Below are 18,175 nucleotides of genomic sequence, written 5' to 3'. Positions count from 1 at the left end.
GAGCCATCGGAGGCAGCCAGCATGAAAACCATCCCTGCCCCACCCGCGCAGTCCCAGAGTCGCGAACTCACGGGATGCACTCAAGAAGGTAGGGCCGCGTGACCGAACCAGATCCCTTCGACCGACCCGGCACCACCCCGGCGCCGCGCCGCCGACGCCCGGCCTTCGCCGGACCCCGCGACGAGATCGACCTGCCGCCCCTCGACCAGATCGCCCCCACCCTCAACCCGCCGTGGAGCAAGGAGGACACCGACACCCCCGACCGCACCGCCGCCTACCGGCACCCCGACGGCCACCGCATCGGCCTCCGCGTCCAGGACCGCGGCCTCGCCATCCAGACCTGGATCACCGCAGGTCCCGACCTGCCGCCGATCCCCGACGGCACCGACATCGAGCAAGCCGAAGCACAAGCCGCCAACGACGCCCGGCTCCAGCCCGGCCGCACCTGGCACGCCGTCCTGACCACCCGCACCAGCAAAGCCCTGGCAGCCGACCTCGCCGCGCTCGTCCGCGAACGGCTGCTCCCCGCCCTCACGAACAAGCCACGCGGCATGCCCGCCCCCGCGCCGCCCGCCCGTATCGGGCAGCCCGACACCGCATCGCAGAAGGAAGGACCCCAGAAGTGAGCACGCCCGACAACACCGTGCAGGTCACCAGCCTGCCCAACCTCGCCCAGATCCTGCCGTACCTCCTCGGGCACTACCCGGACGACAGCATCGCCCTCCACGCCCCCGGCCCGAACTTCCACGACGGGCCGACCATGACGTGCCCCCTCCCCGACGACAGCGCCGAGTGGCAGGCCACCGCCGAGCACGCCGCCCGCCAGTTCGTGGCCTACGCCCACGACCGCGGCCATGACCTCGCTGAGGGCGTCATCATCTACCTCTGCCGCGAACCGCGCCCCGACCAGAGCCCCGAGGAGACCGCCGCGCTCCTCGCCCCCGTCGGCACCTGGCTCACGAACGAGTTCGTGGAGCACCGCGCCACCGTCCTCCAGACGATCGGGCTCGTCGCGAACCGGTGGTGGGCCTACGAGTGCGACATCGACGGGTGCTGCGAGGGCGAGCTGCTCCCGTCGCCCGACGACCCCAACAGCGTCGTCGCGCAGATGACCCGCCTTGGTTGCACCCCGGGCCCCCGCACCCGCGACATCATCAAGGAGTTCCGGGCCACGGCGGACCCCGCCTTCCTCAAGGACCTGCACACCGCCGCAGACCACTTCAACTCGCGGTCCGCGACTAACGCTGGACGAGACGCGACGCTCGCGTTGACGTTGGAGCAGATCGACGCCGCCATGAGCCGGTTCCGTGACGGCGCGACCGTCCTCAGCCGCGCGCTAACCACGCAGCTCATCGTCGGCCTGCAGGACGACGCCGCCGTGGAGGCCGGCATGGCGCACGCGGAGGACGGCGACCTTCCCCACGCCCGACGCCTCTGGGCCTACCTCGCCCGGCACTGCGCCGAACCGTGCAAACCGGAGGGCGTGCCCATACTGACGCTGTTCGCGTTCGTCGCCTGGCGGCAAGGCGACCTCATCGCAGCGCGGCTCGCCTTGCGCGACGCCATCACCACCGACCCCGACTACGAGCTGGCCACCGGCATACACCTCGGCGCCATCGACGGCGAAGACCCCCGAGACTGGCTCGCCTCCGCCCGCGAGGGCCATGCCCACCGCGCGGCACACCTCCGGCACGCCGTCGAGGTCGCCAGCGAGTACCGCCCCGTCACCGACACCACCGCGGTGTGCTTCCGCGAAGCCCTCGACGCAGCCACCAGCCACCACTACGACCAGGTCCTGACCGAAGACGAGCGTCTCCTCGCCCGCCACAGCACTATCGACATCATCAACGGAGCCTTGGCCGACTTCCGCAACGGCCGTCCCCAGCTCAAGGATGAGATCGCCGCCCGCATCATTCTCGGCCTGCAAGACCCGCACACCAGGGACGCCGCACTGTCCACCGGCGAGGAGAGCGACCTTCCCTACGAGCGGCAACTGTGGGGCTACCTCGTCCGGCGCTGCGTGCCGCCGCACACCGGAAAGGCACCGCCCCTCCTCACCCTCCTCGGATGGGTCGCCTGGCGACAGGGCGACACCGTCACCGCGAGCCATGCCTTCACCGAAGCCCTCGACATCTACCCCGGCTACACGATGGCCAAGCTGCTGCTAGACGGCATCCGCATGCAGTGCGACCCGGCCCGGCTTCTGGCGACGTACCGCGACGCGGCGGCGGAGTTCGCCGCAAGCCGCCCGGACATTGACACCCTTTGACCGACACCGTGGCCCCGGCAACTGCCGGGGCCACCCGCCTGGAGACCCCATGGCTGCTCACCGCCGACAGGGGCGCGCTCTCGGGTGCAGACGGCGCGGCCCTGTCGCATCGGTCAGGAGTGCGGCTAGCGATGCTCGCTCTATACAAAGGCGAGGCACGCCTCCCCTCAGAAAGTGCTCCAAGCCGATGCGTGCGCCTCCGGACCGTAGGGACTCCACCCGTTGAGGTGCGGCTTGAGATCTTCCGGCTCGAACGTCAGCCCGTACGGCATGGTCGGTAGTTGTGTCAGCGGGTCGAGGGTCTCCGCGTAGTCGCGCGCCCACCGCAACCAGACACGAGCCGATTCGACGTCGACGTCCTCGTCCGCCGCTACATTGATCCTGCGCTCCAGAGCGTCGCAGTACTGGCGGAGCGCGTGTGCATCCTGCCACTGCCTTGCCTGCTCACGGAGAATCGTTGCGAAGCGAGCCTGCGCAGCCTTCTCTCTGGCGGTAGCCATGGCCGCTTCCCAGCTGATGCGGCGCTCTTCCTTCGCGCGTTCCTCATCCAGCTTCCTCTGCTGCTCCTCGACCGCGCGAGTCTCCAGTTCCCGGAGCACGATCCCGAGGACGTCCTCGAGTTTCGACCGCTTGCGGTCGCCCCAGTGGTGCTGCCTCTTGGACCGGCTGTACCCGATGTCCAGAGCGAGCTGCTGAGAGCGGTCTGGATCGGCAGACTGGGGAAACTCCTGCTTGATAGTGACGCAGCTGGTGAAGCCGTCGATAACGATCTCCAGCACCCCTTCCCGACAACTCGCGGGGAAGTACCGGCCGTTGTAATAGTGCGCTGAACGGTGGTCACGCTCAGGGACCCGCTGCTCGCGTACCCTGTATCCCCGGCGTTCCGCCTCTGCTGCGAGCCCTTGCAGCAGAAGCAAAGCACGGCGACGCAGAGAGGGCGGCATAAGAAGCCGGCGCTCGCTGTCTCGCAAGGCCGCCACGACGCGGTGCGGTGAGCGCAACTGTGCGGGGACTGAAACCCGCGGGTTCTCCTCTGGGGACCTCCGCCCAGAGTTGGCATGTGGGCCGTCTACCAACGAGATTTGCAGATCACGGCCCGCGTTCCACAGTCGCTGCTTCTCGATGCGTTTGCCCGCCGGCGCGAGTTTGTGCCGCTTAGCGAAGTCGATGACACGTCGCCACTCGGTGATCTCATTCTCGTCAGGCTCTGATATGACCACATGGCGCTCGGCGACCAATTGCTCCATGAGCTTGGTCGCTTTTGCACGGCGTACGACGGGGATGGGCCTTTCGCTGTACGGCGTTGGCTGCTTCTTGTGTGTCGTCGTCGGCTTACTCCCATGAGCTGTCGCCGTTGTCGTGGAGCCGCGGACCCTGCCCTTCGCCACGGCCACCGGGGCCTTCGACTCGCCAGCAGCAGTGCGCCCACGCGCCGGATGCTCCGGATGATGACCGTGCTCCAGATAGAACCGACCCGCCTCAGTGACGTCCGCCCGCCAGCTGCCACCCCGGCGGCTGACCGTCACGAGACCCCGATCGCGCAGCGCGTAGGTTGACCGTCGCATGCTTGGATCCTGGGCGCCGGGATCCTCGCCGGCAGCAATCTTCCTGAGGAGCGTGAGTTGTCGATCGTTCAACGCTTTCCAGCGGTACATGCGACAAGTTCACAAGGGATCAAGGCAGACCACAATAGGGGCGGTGGTGATGCCCTCACAGTGGTACCGGTGACAGCCGTGCATGGGAACGCACTGGACAGCAAGGTGACCCCCGTGAGTGGCCGAATTCACCGAAGAGATCGAGCTTCCCATGAGGCCACGGCGCAGCAGTAACCTGGGTCCAAGCGACTGACCTGCACAAAGTCGCGCGGCTCTACCCCGGGCGAAGGGGGCGGGGCCTTTTTCGTCAGCCCATGCTTGCGAGCGCGGCGAGTCGACGAGCCCCCAGCAGAATCGCTGCTTGTCGCAGCGTTTCTCTGTCTGGGCTCTCTCCGCCTGTAGCGCGGACTTCCTTCTTAATGTGAGCCTCAACCGCCTTGCGGAGGTCCATGCAGGCTTCTCGTATGATTGCCGCCATCACTCCGCCAGCTACTCGTCCTGGAGAGATTCTGCTGAACTGCTCTGCCAGCCATTGGTAGGCAGCCATTCGTAGTTCGGGAGTTCCAGCATCGGTGTAGGCCCGGTCAGACTCAAGGTAAGGGATGCTCGTAGCTCTGACGAGTTCCCATGCTGGCGCATCCTCCTCGGTGCGAGGAAGTCCGCTGGCCCAGGCTGATGCTTCCTTTTTCAGCTCTTCCAGGGGGCAAAGGGTAGCCAGAAGGGCTAGGCCCTTGATGCCTTTGGTTCCAACTTTAGTGAAGTTGATGTTTCGATCTGGGCCGATACCTGTGCCAATCCAGAAGTCTGGATCCTTCAATTTCGGAACGATTCGCTGGTTCGTGCGATTGATCCACTCGTTGAGCACTGAGAAGCGTTCTGAATCCACCGACCAGATCTCTTTTAGATCCTCGCGAGCCTGGTCGGCCCCGAAGGCTGACAAGAGGAGGCCTCGTTGAAATACCACGAGGAACGCTAGATTGTCGGCCTTAACGCTCTCCGAGATTTCGTTTGCCTTAGTGTTGGGATTCTCGCCAGTTCTGGTTTCGATGGCCTTCTTCGTGTCGTTGTCAGAGCCCAGCCACAGTTCGTGGTCACCGCCAATAAACCCAGCCGCCGCGTAGCGTTCGCGGAGTTCTGCATAGGGCTTCAACTGAAGCAGGGGGCGCACTAGATTTTGGCCGATTCCATCGGCGAATGCTTCACTGATCGCGGCAACTTCTTCAGGTGCGAACGCAAACGGACGTTCCTCTAGCCGCGCTGCACGGATCTTCTTCTTGAGTTCGATCTCGTCCCAGCGTAGACCCGCAGGAGGGTCGACCCGTGCAGTTACGTCTCTGACGAACTCTTCCAGTTTCTCGTAATCGGTGTCGTCGCAGCGAGGTGGATAGATCGTCTTGACGGTCTCATAAAGGGAAAGCACTGTCGTCAAGTAGAGACTCTGGTCAAATTTGGCTTGATCTGAATGCCAGTCGACCAGGGCGAGGGGGATTCGCTTCAACGATGCTTCACTGTCGGCGTCTCCACCAAGCTCTGAGGCAATTAAGCGCCGTACGGTAACGGACACCAGATCTTGATCATCGAGAAGGTAAGTCCGAGCTTTCGATACGGAAACCGCGTGCTTGTTCAGCGCGACGAAGATGCTGCGGCAAGCGAGTAGCACATTGCTGGATTGCTCGGTGGGAGGAGTGAATCCTGCTCTGGGATCCAGTACCAGAACAAGAACTGGGATTCTGGTCTCGTTCGGGCTGAGTAGTCCGCGCTGTGCCGAGTCGAGAATCTTCCGTAGTGCAAGGAATCGATGTTGTCCATCGAGGATTACGGCATGCGCTCGCTCGGTATTCCAGCGGAGGTATCCAACTTCTTGGTTCGGTAGTGAATCAATCAGCACTGGACCGATCGTATTGCGCTCCATTCCCTCGTATGGAGCGTCATCAGGGCCTGATGGATCATCCTCATACGTCTCCATCACCGCATTGCGGTTGCCTGGATCGACTGGGAGGAGAACTACTGTGAACGAGTTGAAGAATTTAAGGGAACCAGGCTGAAGCAGGTAAGTCCTGATCGGACCCGCAGCACGTTCGTCGTCAACCGCCCGTTGGAATAGTTCTTCGAAGTTGACCGGCTGACGATCGGTGATTGCCAGATCACGCGCCAGCTGTAGGTATCGAGTGGCTTCAGTTACGGTCATGGAGATGGCGTAGTACGGCACTCGCTCATCTCCGATGGCGTATTCTCCCCGCACGAAGGCGTACTGGCCCGTGTAGGCTTGCCGTCGGCGACTCATCGCTGAGAGGCTCATTCTCAGTCCATCTTTTCATTCAGCAGCGGGTGGGCGAGGCGGATAGTCAGCGATTCAGCAAGGCGTACCAACTGATCAGCTTGCCTCAGCTCGACAGGAGCATCGGGCGGCAGTTCCTCTTCTGCATCGAATTCGTCAAAGTCATCCTCGTCGCTTCCATCATCTAGAAAATCTTCAATGTCGGCGTCGAGGTCTTCTTCATCTGCGTCCGGAGAGTCTGTGCGCTGCCGCAGGGATGCGGCGAGTTCGAATACATCGTCTGGGGGCTGGACGGGTAGTAGGACTACGGTGCAGTCGCCGGGTGTGAGATTGAGCTGCTCAAGCCCACGGCTGAGTTTAGAGCCCGACCGCAAGTGTTGCCGGATCCGTGTTGACAGGTTGACTGCCTTGCCGACATAGAGGGGCCGCTGGAAAACAGTCGCACAGAGCAAGGCCCACTCAAGATGGATGTTCTTCTCCATTATCATCTCGCTCAACCGAGATGACGAAGCACCAGTTAGCGCCGGCGGGCGATCTTGAATTGCAATGTGTCTGTACTTACCCACCATGCCAGCTTCGAGGGGCGGCCCGTCTTGCGGAGCGATTCGGGTTTGAAGGTCCTCGAACACATCGTTGGCGTCGCGCTCGAAGGCACTCAGCGCCAGATCTCGGAGGTCAGCTGTCCAGATGTAGATGCCAGGTTGTGCCGGAATCATTCCTCGGCGGGCAGTCCGTGACAGCGAGAGGTATTGCCGCACGCTCAACAAGTCCAACTTGAACGACGCGTACAATCAGGCCTCCTGTGCCAACTTAGCCGCTCCACGGGCCAGTTGCTGGTTGTTGGCACTGTAGCAGCCAGTTCTTGGCCGCTGTATCTGCTTGTGAGCAACTGATTACCGGCGCCTTGAGAGGCGCTGGTCGTGTTACGGAGTGTGGGACGCCCCGCTCAGCTGAGACTCGGGGAGCTATGTCAACGCGTGCACGGCGGCGTCCATGCGGTCTGGGCTGTCCATGCCAGCAACCCACGTCACCATCTGCTGCTCCAGCACAGGCCATTCGCCGACATGATGGACGCGCCCCTGCTCGTAGAGCTGAGCAATCGGCTCCTCGCGCCGCCGCTTGCCGTGCTTCGCGGTGACCGGCAGCACGCCGGCCATCAGCATGTTCTTGGATTACGCTGCTGTATCGCGCTGACCTGCGGAGAAGCACAGGCCTCCCCGGGTGGAGGCAGCGCCTTTACATCGGTAAGGCACTCCGCTGCGCTCAAGATCGATCGGGGCGCCTCTCGCAGCGGCGACCAGCACCTTCGCGAACCAGACGGGACCGCAGCTCTCTCACCGCTCGTTCAGGGGCTCGGCAAAGGGACCTCCCAGGGACCCGTACGGTGCCCAGGGACCCGCGAGGGACCGGAAGGGCACGGAAGGATCAGGAAGGACAAGGGGCTCAGGCGTACGAGACAACGGCTCTGACCTGCGAAAACGGGTAACGCACGGCAGGATCAGGAAGATCGCGGACGATCCTCAAAGGACTCATAATCCGCCGGCCGTGGGTTCGAGTCCCACCCGCCCCACCACGCGCCGCTCGAAGAAACGTTCTGAGCTGAGGAGCTGCCCTCCCGAGGGCGCCCGGCCGGCAGCCGCGCGTGGCGTCCCGCGTGCGGGCGCCGTTCATCCGAAGCCGCTACGTCCTGCTGGCCGCTCCTGGAGTTCACCCTGGAACGGAGTGACGAGCGCCTGGAGGCCGACCGGGCCGCCGAACCGCCCACCCCGCTGCGGGCCTTCCCGCTCGCCGGACCACCCGGCTCGGCGCCGTATCGGAAGGACGAGTCGCGGCGGCCCACCGGCAGCCCCAAGCACGGACCGGCCCGCGACCTGGTCCTGGCCTCGTTACGGGCCGGCCGGATCGGGCCCAACACCCATTTGTACGAGGCGACCAGCGGCAATATGGCCGTGGCCCAGGCCCACTTCGCGCGCGTGTGGGATGGCCGTACACGGCTGTCGTACCGGGCAGGACCTCGGCGGCCAAGCGGCGCAGGCTCGAGGAGCAGGGCGGCCGCTGTCGCCCCCTACGACCCCCGGCTCGCCGTCCATGACAAGACCCGCTCCCTCGCCGAGGAGTCCGGCGGCCACTGGCTGGACCATCTGGAGCGGGTCGGGGACGCCGTCGACCGGAGAGGCGCGTGGAGGCTCGGAGCGCGGAACCTGACGACCTGGAGAAGGCGGGGGAGGGGTAGCCCGTCCGGATCGTGGCAGGCGTCGGCAGGCATGTGAGGGTGCGCGGGGCGGGGACCCGGCTGGCCGTCGTCGATCGAGAGGACTCGGCTTACTTCCCCGGCTGGGCCGCGGACTTCCCCGGATACAGCACCGGCATGCCCACGCGCATCGGGGGCATCGGACGGCCGCGCATGGAGCCCGCGTTCGCCCCGACCGTCGCCGACCTCGTCATTCCGGTGCCGGACGCGGCGAGCGTGGCGGCCATGCGGTATCTGCGCACGGTCACCGGGCTGATGGCCGGTCCGTCCTCGGGAAGCTGTCTGTGGGGGCGTTCCGGGTACTCGACCGGATGCGGCGCGAAGGGCAGCGCGGAGCGGTCGTGACGGTTGTCGGGGACGCGGGGGAGCCCTACCGGGACACGTACTACGGCGACGCCTGGACCGCGGCGCGGGGCTGGGACCTGACCGGCCCGTCGGCGGAGCCGGAGCGCTTCACCGCGACGGGCGTGTGGGGCGGTACGACCCCGTACTGACTCGTACTGAACTGTCGTGCGGGCTGTGGGCTGTGGCTGTGGGCCGTGGCTCTGGGCTCAGGTCGCCAGCGGGTCCAGGGTGAGGGGCTCGATCCGGCCCTCCAGCATCGTGCCGAGTCCCTGGACCGCGCACACGTCCGGGCGTTCGGCGATGTGCACCGGCATGCCCGTGGCCTGCCGCAGCATCTGGTCGAACCCGGGCAGCAGCGCGCTGCCGCCGACCATCATGATCCCCCGGTCCGCCAGGTCGGCGACCAGGTCCGGCGGGCAGTCCCGCAGCACCTTCCCGATGCCGTCGAGCACGGCGGTCAGCGGGGTCTGAATGGCGTTGCGGACGGCGGCCGTGTCCACCTGTACCGAGCGCGCCAGGCCCGTCGCCACGTCCCTGCCGTGGATCTCCGTCGACGCCGGGCCGTGCGGGGTGAGCCCGTTGCCGGACAGGGCGAGCTGCAGGGGCCGTACCGACTGGCTCGGGAGCACCAGCTCGTGCTGGTGGCGCAGGTGCTGGACGATCGCGTGGTCCACCGCCTCGCCGCCCACCCCGATCCGCTCGGCCGTCACGATCGAACCCAGCGACAGCACGGCCACCTGGGTCGCCGCCGCCCCGCACACCATGATCATGGTGGCTTCCGGCCGCTCCACCGGCAGCCCGCAGCCCACGGCCGCCGCGATCAGCGTGTCCACCAGCTCCACCCGGCGCGCGCCCAGCCCGACCAGGGTCTCGATCGCCGCCCGCTGCGCCAGCGGATCGGCGTCGTGCGGGGTGCACGCCGCCGCGCGCAGCCGGGGCTTGCGGCGCAGGGCGCGGCGCACCTTGTCGCCGAGCAGGTGCCGCAGCATGCGCTGCGCCATCTCGATGTCCACGACGGTGCCGCCGGAGACGGGACGCACGACGCGGATGTAGTGGGGTGTACGGCCGGTCATCTTCTCCGCGAACTCGCCCACCGCGATCAGCGCGCCGGTACGGGTGTTCACGGCGGCGGCCGAGGGCTGGTCGACGACGAGCCCGGCGCCCTTCACGTACACCCGCGTCCTCGCCGCGCCGAGATCGACGGCGAAGTGGCAGCGGCGCAGCTGCTCCAGACTGGCGGTCATGGCGGGCCTCCCGAGAGCACGGACCTGGACCGCCGAGCGGCGGGCCTCTCTCGCATCGTGCGCGGGTGGGGAGGGGGGCGCGTGTTGGGGTGGGCCGGGTGGGGAGCGGCTGAATGGGGGGTTTGCCTTCTCCGGCGGGCGCGTCAGCGGGAGAGGGCGGCTTCGATGAGGGGGATGAGGCTGGAGACGAGGCGTGCGTTGTCGTCCCCCGTGCGAAGGTGGCGTGAGCCGGTGGGGGCGTAGCCGATGAACGGCATGCCGATGGCTCGTGCGGCGGCCTGCTCGGTGGTGGTGGAGGCGATCAGGACACACTCCGGCGCCTGGGCGCGCAGACGGTCGAGCGCCTCCAGCAGGACGTACGGGTGGGGCGTCATCCTGGAGAGGTTGGCCGGGCGGCCGAACACGCGTCCCTGCACGTGGCGCGAAAGGTTGCTTCGCCGCAGATACGAGGCCACCGCGCTCGCCGAGCGGTCGGCTACCACGGTCGGCCGGGCCCGGTGGGCCGCCAGCACCCGCAGCAACTCGCCGGAATGAAGAGTGGGCCGGGCACGGCGGGCCGCCCGGATGTCGTGCAGGTCCACCACCTCGCGCACCTCGGCGGCCAGTTTGTGTCCGGCGAACGCCCGCAGAAGACTGAGCGTGTCGACGTGGTCCGCGGGCCCGATCGACGGCAACGGCACCCCCGACAGCGCATCCGCGGGGTCGCGTTCCTCCACCAGCATCCCTGCGACGTCCTGGAACACTTCCCGTTCCTCTTCCGGCGAGTACAGCTGCGTCAGGACCTCGTCGAATGCGAGCAGAACCACCTGCGCGTGACGAATGAGCTCCTGCGGCGTGCCGCTCTGCGTACCTGACTGGATCACGGCGGGTCTCCGCAGCGCCCGGGGCAGCGTCCACAGCACCTCGTACCCCGGTACGCGCCAGCGCGCCAGAGCCGTTCGCAGATCGCCGTCGCGATAGGCCGCGGCCAGCGCCTCGTTGAGCATCTTGGGCAGGTCGAGTGCGGGGCTCTCGGCGGCTCGGAGCGGGTCCTCCACCCGCCAGGACACGGAGACCCTCGACGGCCCGAGGTCCTGCAGTCGCCGCTCTCGCAGGTCGACCTCGAAATAGCGCCACCTGGCGCGGACGGCGGCGGGCGCTTGACGGACGGACGGTGAGTCCGTGAAGGCGAGTCCACCGTCGTCGAGGGCCAGCACGATGACCTGGCTGTCGTCGACCGGCTCCGGGAACTCCCCGGTGTGCGGGAGCCGGAACGGGCCGCGCACCGCCCTTCCCTCCGCCGGAAGGCGCACACCGGCGACCCGCTCGAACAGGCGGTACCACCCGCCGTCCTCGCTGAGCCGATGGAAGTCACGTGGGTCCGCGGCCTCGCCGCCGACGACCTCCGTGTAGTGCCAGAAGTCCGACAGCGCGACAATCGCCTGCCCTTGAGTCGCGTGCAGGGCGGCTCTGACCATTCCGAAGTCCGGCCGGTCATCGGCGATCTCGGCGTTGTCCCTCAGACGGGCCTGCCAGAAGGTGACGCCGAGCCGCAGGCCCCCAAGAGTGGGCAGGTGCTCGGCGAGGCGGTCCAGCGTCGCCCGCAGGAGGCGAGCCCCGACCACATACGGCTCCATACGTGCGGTCACACCCCAGTCGGACTGCACCAGCTGGTACTGGTCCGGGGTAAGGCCACTGACCGCCACCAGGGAACCGACCATGCGGCGCAGCGACTCCATCGCCTCACTGGCCGGCCTGCCCTCCGTGAACTCGAAGCGTGCGCAGTCGCGTTGCTCGGTCTTGGGTGCCTCGTCGTCCGAATGCCCCTCGACGAGGAGCCGGTCCGGCTCGTCCTTGCCCAGCAGCGGGGGATCCTCAGGCTCCCGATCCGGCCCCCGCACCCCGAGCGCCTCGCGCAACTCGTGCCCCATGGCCAGCAGTTCGGGGTTGTCGCCCCCAGAAACCTCGTACTCCTCGAACGCCTCCAGGGCCTTGTCCGTGCGGCCCTGGCGCTGGAGGGCGAGCAGGTACAGGCGGCGCAGGTCCTCGCGGTGGGGGTGGGTGCGGAGGAGGGCGTCGAGGTCGGTGGCTGCGCGTTCGAACTCGCCGAGTTCCAGGTCGAGTTCGGCGCGGGTCGCGGCGAGGGTGAGGCGCAGTTGCTGGAAGCGGGAGCGGGCGGCCGCGGCGGCGGGGCCGGGGACGCCGTCCAGTACCTCGCCGCGCCAGAGGTTCAGCGCCTCGTCCACCGTGGTGCGCGCGGAGGCGAGTTCGCCCTCCGCGCGCTGCCGCTCCGCCTGCTCCACCAGCTTCTGGCAGGTGATGACGTCCACGAAGTCGGCGCTGGTGTGGAGGGCGTAGCCGTTGGACGTGGTGGCCAGGACGCCGGGGCCGAGGGCGTTGCGCAGGCGGGAGGCGTAGGAGCGTAGCAGCAACTCGGGGTTGCCCTCGGGGGCTTGGGGTCCCCAGATGCCCTCGGTGAGCTGGGTGTGGGTGAACGTGCGGCCGTGGTGCAGGAGCAGCATGGCCAGCATCGCCTGTTCCTGGGGCGAGCCGGTGGCAACGGGTTGCCCCGATCCCCGGCGGGCGGAGACCCGGCCCAGCAGGGAGTAGTAGAGGGGATCGTGCGCCTTCCACGCGTGGCGGACGAACACGTCGTGCTGGAGCTCCCGCATGCCAGCATGCTGCTCCTCGTGGACGCTTGACATCAGCAGGCGCAGTGCTCGGGCAAACGAGGGGCGCAGGGAGCCCGGCAGTCCGTCCAACTTGTCGGGTGAGAGGCTGTGCCTGGAGATCAGGTAGGTGCTCGACACCAGCCGGAACACCAGATCGCCAACGGTACGCAGGTCGATGGCATACGGTGCCTGCCCCCGGTAGCCCAGGTTGCAGAGGGTCAGCCGTACGGTGCCGTCCGGCAGGAGCATGATCCGGCCGGTGTCGAGGCGTCCGTGCGGAACGCCCGCCTCGTGCATCCCGGAGATCGCGCGGGCCAGTTGGCTTACCGTGGACACCAAGAGCGGCGGTGGAAGCCGCAGAGCGCCCGTCCAGTCAAGGGAGTTCAGCGCGACCCCGTCCACATGCTCCATGACGACGTACTGCTGACCGTCCTCAACCCCGAAGTCATAGACCGTCACCACGTTCTCCGGCCGCCGCGACTTCAGCGCCTCCGCATCCCGCAGGAAGTCCTCCACCCGCTCCGGATCACTGTGCGCCGGGAACACCGACACCACCACCGGCGTCCCGGTCTCGACGACCTCCCCCCGCCACAGGTACCCGCCCTCGCCGACCCCCTCGACCAACCGGTACCGCCCACCCAGCACCTGTCCGCGGTCCGGCCGCCCCACCAGCCGGTCCCGTGTCTCCTCCGCCACCGTCGCGATGGGATCACTGCGGGTCTCGGTGAGCGTCCCGTTCGTCATCGGCGTCGTCGCCCGGATCTCTCCCGCCGACACCCCGGCCCGGTCGTCGATCAGGGCGCCCAGCCGGGAGAGGAGGTCGCTCGTGCCGCGTCGGGCCGTGCGCGGGAGGCTGCGCAGCAGCAACTCCCGTACGCCGGGCCGGAAGTCGTAGCTTCCCGGCGGTCCCGGCACCTTCGCCAGCATGCCGCTGAGGATCACCTCGGCCAGGTGCTGCGGGCGCGGGCGCGGCTCCAGTGCCGCCTGTACCAGCCGCATCACCGGCAGGTCCGCCCGCCCGAGCGCCAGATGCCCGGCCAGCCGTACGGCCTGGGTGGTGGCCGAGGCCCGGAAGCGCAGCACCAACTCCTCCGCCGTCAGCGTGCCGAAGTCCGTGCGGTCCGTCGTGTCCACGGGGCCGCCCAGCCGGCCCACCGAGCCCGGGAAGCCCTGTCCGCCGGGTGCCGCCACCAGGGAAGCCCAGTTCGCCAGCCAGCGCGGGTCCGGTTCCAGGACCGGCAGTGGCGCACCGCTGCCGGTCGTGGTCTCGTCGTACGCCTCGAAGGACAGGGCGGAGTTGGGGGCCGCCGGGTGCGGGGCGCTCAGCAGGCCGGGGGCGGCGGGCAGGGCGGTGTCCCGCCAGAGGTGTTCCGGCAGGGGCTGCACCACGGCCAGCGGCATCCGGTGCGCCCAGCGGCGCAGGGTGGTGTACCACAGGGTCCCCGCCGGGCCGGGGCGCCACTGCGGGCCCATGCAGTCGCTGATCAGGAGGGTGACCGTGCGGCCGTCGGCGGGGGCGTGGGCGGCGGAGCGGTGGACGGTGCCGTCGGGGGCGGCCGGGCGCGCGGTGATCGTGCGGAAGATGCCCGACTGGGCGAGCGCCGTGTGCAGTTCGCGGATCAGGGGGCGCCAGACCGGCATCGTGGGGCCGGTGTCGTAGAGGAGGTTCAGGCTCAGCCAGCGTTCCTGGGCGGGGCGCAGTACCGGCAGCCACCACTCCGGCTCCGCGCCCAGGCGGGCGATGCGGTCGGCGGTGGCCCGCTCGTCCAGTTCGAGGCGGTCGGGGGCGGCGGTGCGGCGTTTGAGGGGGCGCAGGGAGCGTTGCAGGGCGAGGGGGTGGTGGAGCATCGGCGGGGCCGGGGCGAGGAGGGCGGCGTGGGGTTCGGGGGCCGTCGGCTTCGCGGGGGTGGTGGGGAGGTGGAGCGGGGCGCGTGGGGGTTCCGTGGGGGCCACCGGCGGTGCGGACTCCACGGGCTGCGACGGTTCCGGGGGGAGTTCGGGCTGTGCTGCTTCCTCCACCGGAGTCCGCCGTACCGGTTCCTCCGCCGCCGGTACGGGAGGAGCCGGTTCCTCCATCTGCCTTGCCAGCCACAGCAGTTCCGCCAGTTCGAGCGCGGTCGGGCGTACGCCGCCGCCCGCCTCGGCCAGGACGTCGGCCAGGCGGACGAGGGGCGAGGCGCGGCGCTCAGAAGGCATCGGTGTGCTGGGCCTCCGAGAGGTAGGGCATGAGCCGTTCGGCGAGTTCGTCGAGGGAGTCGGCGTCGAGGTCGCTGGAGCGAGCCAGGTAGATGGCGTTCAGGAGCTGGTCGGTGGCCAGGTCGCCGCCGCCGACGCGGGACAGGAAGCGGCTGATCAGGGTCTGCGCGTAGGCGTCGGGCTCCTCGCCGAAGTGGGCGCGGACGATGTCGGCGAGCCGGTCGTCGTCGGGCTGGCGCAGCCGCAGGGTGACGCAGCGGCGCAGGAAGGCGGGCGGGAACTCGCGCTCGCCGTTGCTGGTGAGTACGACGAAGGGGAAGGCCCGGCACCGTACCCGGCCGCGTTCCACCGGGACGCGCGCGTCGCCGCCGTCCACCAGCACCTGGGCGACCGGGCCGCCCCGGATCAGTTCGGGGATCTCGTACTGGCCCTCCTCCAGCACGTTCAGCAGGTCGTTGGGCAGGTCCAGGTCGCTCTTGTCGATCTCGTCGATGAGCAGGGCGCGGGGGCGTTCGTAGGGGAGCAGGGAGGTGCCGAGGGGGCCGAGGCGGAGGTGGTCCTCGATGCCGGTTCCGGTTCCGGTTCCGGTGCCGGTGCCGGTGCCGGTGCCGGTGTCGGTTCCGGCTCCGGTGTCGGTGGGGGCGGTGGCGTGCCGGGCCGCGTAGAGGCGGGAGAGCGGGTCGTACTGGTAGAGGCCGTCGTGGAGGGTGGAGCGGCTGGTGATGTTCCAGCGCAGGACCGGGCCGAGCTTCAGCTCGCGGGCGACGGCGTAGACGAGGGAGGACTTGCCGGTGCCGGGCGGGCCGGTGACCAGCAGGGGGCGGCGCAGGTAGAGGGCGGCGTTGACGAGCTGGACGGTCTCCTCGGTGGCCCGGTAGGTCGCGGCGCGGTGGGTGCGGTCCGGGGAGACGGCGGCGGTGTCGGCGGAGGTGTCCGGTGCCGGGAGCGCGGGGCCGCCGTCGAAGGCCCGCCAGGGCGGCGGTGGGGGCAGCTCGGCGATGCCGTCGTGCGGCTCGTTGGTGCCGGTGTAGACGGGCCACAGGGGCATGGCGGATTCTCTCCTGGTCAGTGGACGGGGGAGTGCAGGCCGGCGGCGGGCTGGGGGAAGCAGCGCGGGTCGTCCCACAGGAGCTGGACGTCCTTGGCCCAGTGCCGGTCCGGGTCGTCGTCCGCCTCCGCGGTCATCCGCAACTCCATGACCTGGCGCGGCAGTTCGGCGGGCGGCACGCCGGTGACGTCGGCGGTCAGTTCGTCGAGGAACGCGGTGCCCGCGCAGGGGCCGTCGTGACCGGGGTCCGTGCAGCCCGTGCGCGGCCACAGCAGCACCGGGACCGGGGTGTTGAGGCCGGCCTCGAAGTGCGGGCGGGCCGCACCGGGCGGGTAGGAGAACCCGGCGAGGTCGGCGTCCTCGTCGTGCAGGCGTTTGCGCAGGCCCGCCGGGCGTTCCCGGCCGCCGCAGTCCACGCGGTGCAGCCGGGCCTCCGCACGGGCCTCCAGCTTCTGCCACTTCTTGGCCAGCTGGTGCCGCAGGCGCCCGCTGCGGTACCGGGAGCGGTCCACCACGACCAGGGGGTGGGCGCAGCCGAGCGGGGTGGAGTCCTCGGGGCCGCACTCCCAGTGAGCCACCGGCTCGTTCAGCCACTCGCGCGGCAGGACGAACGTCACCAGCTCCTCCGCGTCCGGTGCCAGTTGGCCGAAGGCGTCGTCCACGCGCCGCTGCACGAACTCCCGTACGGCGGCGCGCGGCAGCCGGCGGGAGTCCACGCGGCGCCGGTGGCCGTCCCGGTACGCGGAGACCTCCACGGTGACCTGGTCGGCCCCGGCGCCGCTGTGGTCGATCTCGACGAGGATCGGCGACCAGGCGGGCGCCGCGGCCCGGGGCGCGGGCGGGGCGTCGAGGAGGTCCTGGAGCCGCTGCGCGAACCGGGTCACCGCGTCCGTGCCCGGCACCTCCCACATCACGTACCCGGCCGCCGCGCCAAGCGAGGCGAAGCCGCCGTCCGGCAGCGGCGGCCCGAACGTGCCCACGGCGTCCACGTACAGCCGGTCCGGGGCGCAGCCCAGGCCCTCGGCGACCGCCCGCCGCACCAGCGCGTACAGCCGCCGCACCGCCTCGGGGCGGTGGTCGGAGGCGGGGATCCGCTCGCACAGCTCGGGCCAGTAGCGGACCAGGACCTCGGTCGGCAGCATGCGGCCCACCCGGACGTCCCGGCCGCCCGCGACCGTCGACACCATCCCGACCACCCTGCCGTCCGCCAGGGCCGCAGCCGCCCCGCTGAACCCCGGTGCCAGCGGCTGCCCGTGTCCGGTCAGCGCCTCCAACTGGGCCCACTCGTCGGAGATCAGCGGCCCCGGTAGCGCCCGGTAGGAGGCGAGCATGCCCTCGTCGTACCCCTTGGGGAAGCCGTACGCGATCAGCTCGCCGTGCTCCCGCTCCTCGCCGGGCTCGGCGAACTCGGCCGGTGCCAGCGGCACTTCGCGGTCGAGTTCGAGTACGGCGAGGTCGCCCGGGTCGGTGGGCCCGCCCTGCCAGCCGCCGTGCACGGCGACGCTCGCCGGTATCCCGGTCAGCTCGCGGCACCCGGGGAAACTGACGACGACCCGGTCCTGCTCCCGCCGCCGCACCACATGGGCGCAGGTCAGTACGTGGCGGCCGGAGACCAGGAAGCCCGCGCCCACCTCGGTGCCGCACTCGACGCGGGCGTGCCAGGCGGTGCCGCCGATCACTGCGCGGGGGCCTCCGGAGCCGGGGTGGTCTGTCCTGGCAAGGCTGCCGGAACCGGGCCCGTCTGTCGCGGTGCGGTCTCCGGGGCCGGGCCCGTCTGTCGCGGTGCGGTCTCTGGGGCCGGGCCCGTCTGTCCTGGCAAGGCTGCCGGAACCGGGCCCGTCTGTCCCGGTGCGGTCTCCGGAGCCGGGGTGGTCTGTCGCGGTGCGGCCTCCGCAGCCGGCCCGGTCCGCCCCTGCGCGGCCTCCGGAGCCGAGGCGATCTGCCCCGGCTCGGCCAGCGAAGCCGGACCGCTCTGTCCCGGTGTCCAGCTCAGCCGGACCACCAGGTGCCCTTCCGCGGCTCCCTTGGCGATGATCGCGCCGGACTCCGCGGTGAGCTTCACACCGAACTCCAGCTCCACCGCGTCGGGCCGCAGGGAGCCGTCCCGGAACACTCTGAGCGCGGACTCGGCCGCCGCGCGCACCCCGCCCAGGGCGCCCTCGAAGGTGCGGGCCGCCCGGGCCGGGCCGTCCTCGCGCGAGACCAGCCGGGCGCCCGACTCGTCCTCGATGCCCTCGACGACCACGACGGCACCGTCGTCGGTCTTGAACTCCATCAGCCCGTCCATGGCGTGGTGTG

13 protein-coding genes are annotated in these 18,175 nt (G+C 69.4%); 4 read left to right on the top strand and 9 right to left on the bottom strand.

Features of this window, described 5'->3' with window-relative positions:
- Positions 1–98: 98 nt before the first annotated feature.
- Both ACZ7L7_RS35445 and ACZ7L7_RS35440 read left to right on the top strand, forming a co-directional pair.
- Positions 99–626: a hypothetical protein gene (locus ACZ7L7_RS35445; protein WP_472077913.1), complete on the top strand. Its 528-nt coding sequence runs from the start codon at positions 99–101 to the stop codon at positions 624–626.
- Complete coding sequence (locus ACZ7L7_RS35440; protein WP_472077912.1) at positions 623–2,269, top strand: DUF4192 family protein; 1,647 nt, start codon at positions 623–625, stop codon at positions 2,267–2,269. The genes ACZ7L7_RS35445 and ACZ7L7_RS35440 overlap by 4 nt, the downstream gene beginning before the upstream one ends.
- A gap of 167 nt (positions 2,270–2,436) precedes the next feature.
- Here the strand turns inward: ACZ7L7_RS35440 and ACZ7L7_RS35435 are convergent, their stop codons facing one another.
- The 4 genes from ACZ7L7_RS35435 to ACZ7L7_RS35420 all read right to left on the bottom strand — a co-directional run bounded on the left by ACZ7L7_RS35435 (position 2,437) and on the right by ACZ7L7_RS35420 (position 7,305).
- Complete coding sequence (locus ACZ7L7_RS35435) at positions 2,437–3,924, bottom strand: hypothetical protein (RefSeq protein ID WP_472077911.1); 1,488 nt, start codon at positions 3,922–3,924, stop codon at positions 2,437–2,439.
- Between the two features lie 247 nt (positions 3,925–4,171).
- Positions 4,172–6,052, bottom strand: a complete 1,881-nt coding sequence (locus ACZ7L7_RS35430; protein ID WP_472077910.1) for a ParB N-terminal domain-containing protein — start codon at positions 6,050–6,052, stop codon at positions 4,172–4,174.
- Positions 6,053–6,165: 113 nt separating this feature from the next.
- On the bottom strand, positions 6,166–6,933 hold the full coding sequence (locus ACZ7L7_RS35425) for a GIY-YIG nuclease family protein (protein ID WP_191883966.1): 768 nt from the start codon (positions 6,931–6,933) through the stop codon (positions 6,166–6,168).
- Between the two features lie 174 nt (positions 6,934–7,107).
- Positions 7,108–7,305, bottom strand: coding sequence for a hypothetical protein (locus tag ACZ7L7_RS35420; RefSeq protein WP_472077909.1), 198 nt, complete (start codon positions 7,303–7,305; stop codon positions 7,108–7,110).
- Positions 7,306–8,510: 1,205 nt separating this feature from the next.
- Here ACZ7L7_RS35420 and ACZ7L7_RS35415 point away from each other — a divergent pair.
- Both ACZ7L7_RS35415 and ACZ7L7_RS35410 read left to right on the top strand, forming a co-directional pair.
- Positions 8,511–8,738, top strand: coding sequence for a hypothetical protein (locus tag ACZ7L7_RS35415; protein ID WP_285511248.1), 228 nt, complete (start codon positions 8,511–8,513; stop codon positions 8,736–8,738).
- A complete protein-coding gene (locus ACZ7L7_RS35410) occupies positions 8,735–8,887 on the top strand; it encodes a hypothetical protein (RefSeq protein WP_285511249.1) in 153 nt (50 codons plus the stop codon). Before ACZ7L7_RS35415 ends, ACZ7L7_RS35410 begins: the two co-directional genes overlap by 4 nt.
- 57 nt (positions 8,888–8,944) lie before the next feature.
- Here the strand turns inward: ACZ7L7_RS35410 and ACZ7L7_RS35405 are convergent, their stop codons facing one another.
- The 5 genes from ACZ7L7_RS35405 to ACZ7L7_RS35385 form a co-directional block, all read right to left on the bottom strand.
- Positions 8,945–9,982 (bottom strand): rod shape-determining protein, encoded by a 1,038-nt coding sequence (locus tag ACZ7L7_RS35405; RefSeq protein ID WP_093718229.1) that lies wholly within the window; start codon positions 9,980–9,982, stop codon positions 8,945–8,947.
- Positions 9,983–10,125: 143 nt separating this feature from the next.
- Entirely contained in the window at positions 10,126–14,829 is a 4,704-nt protein-coding gene (locus ACZ7L7_RS35400; RefSeq protein ID WP_472077908.1) for an SAV_2336 N-terminal domain-related protein, read from the bottom strand.
- Positions 14,819–15,877: an AAA family ATPase gene (locus tag ACZ7L7_RS35395; RefSeq protein WP_472077907.1), complete on the bottom strand. Its 1,059-nt coding sequence runs from the start codon at positions 15,875–15,877 to the stop codon at positions 14,819–14,821. The genes ACZ7L7_RS35400 and ACZ7L7_RS35395 overlap by 11 nt, the downstream gene beginning before the upstream one ends.
- Positions 15,878–15,894: 17 nt before the next feature.
- Complete coding sequence (locus tag ACZ7L7_RS35390) at positions 15,895–17,553, bottom strand: VMAP-C domain-containing protein (protein WP_472077915.1); 1,659 nt, start codon at positions 17,551–17,553, stop codon at positions 15,895–15,897.
- On the bottom strand, positions 17,553–18,164 hold the full coding sequence (locus tag ACZ7L7_RS35385; protein WP_453602153.1) for a CU044_2847 family protein: 612 nt from the start codon (positions 18,162–18,164) through the stop codon (positions 17,553–17,555). The genes ACZ7L7_RS35390 and ACZ7L7_RS35385 overlap by 1 nt, the downstream gene beginning before the upstream one ends.
- Between the last annotated feature and the right edge of the window lie 11 nt (positions 18,165–18,175).

Source organism: Streptomyces sp. NPDC110618 (assembly GCF_055657065.1).
This window is presented reverse-complemented; position numbering and strand designations above follow the sequence as displayed.

What these genes read in the sequence shown, in the direction of transcription:
- ACZ7L7_RS35435 (WP_472077911.1), bottom strand. Translation starts at nt 3,924, where the DNA reads ATGTACCGCTGGAAAGCGTTGAACGATCGACAACTCACGCTCCTCAGG.
- ACZ7L7_RS35430 (WP_472077910.1), bottom strand. Translation starts at nt 6,052, where the DNA reads ATGACCGTAACTGAAGCCACTCGATACCTACAGCTGGCGCGTGATCTG.
- ACZ7L7_RS35420 (WP_472077909.1), bottom strand. Translation starts at nt 7,305, where the DNA reads ATGCTGATGGCCGGCGTGCTGCCGGTCACCGCGAAGCACGGCAAGCGG.
- ACZ7L7_RS35415 (WP_285511248.1), top strand. Translation starts at nt 8,511, where the DNA reads ATGCCCACGCGCATCGGGGGCATCGGACGGCCGCGCATGGAGCCCGCG.
- ACZ7L7_RS35405 (WP_093718229.1), bottom strand. Translation starts at nt 9,982, where the DNA reads ATGACCGCCAGTCTGGAGCAGCTGCGCCGCTGCCACTTCGCCGTCGAT.
- ACZ7L7_RS35400 (WP_472077908.1), bottom strand. Translation starts at nt 14,829, where the DNA reads ATGCCTTCTGAGCGCCGCGCCTCGCCCCTCGTCCGCCTGGCCGACGTC.
- ACZ7L7_RS35395 (WP_472077907.1), bottom strand. Translation starts at nt 15,877, where the DNA reads ATGCCCCTGTGGCCCGTCTACACCGGCACCAACGAGCCGCACGACGGC.
- ACZ7L7_RS35385 (WP_453602153.1), bottom strand. Translation starts at nt 18,164, where the DNA reads ATGGACGGGCTGATGGAGTTCAAGACCGACGACGGTGCCGTCGTGGTC.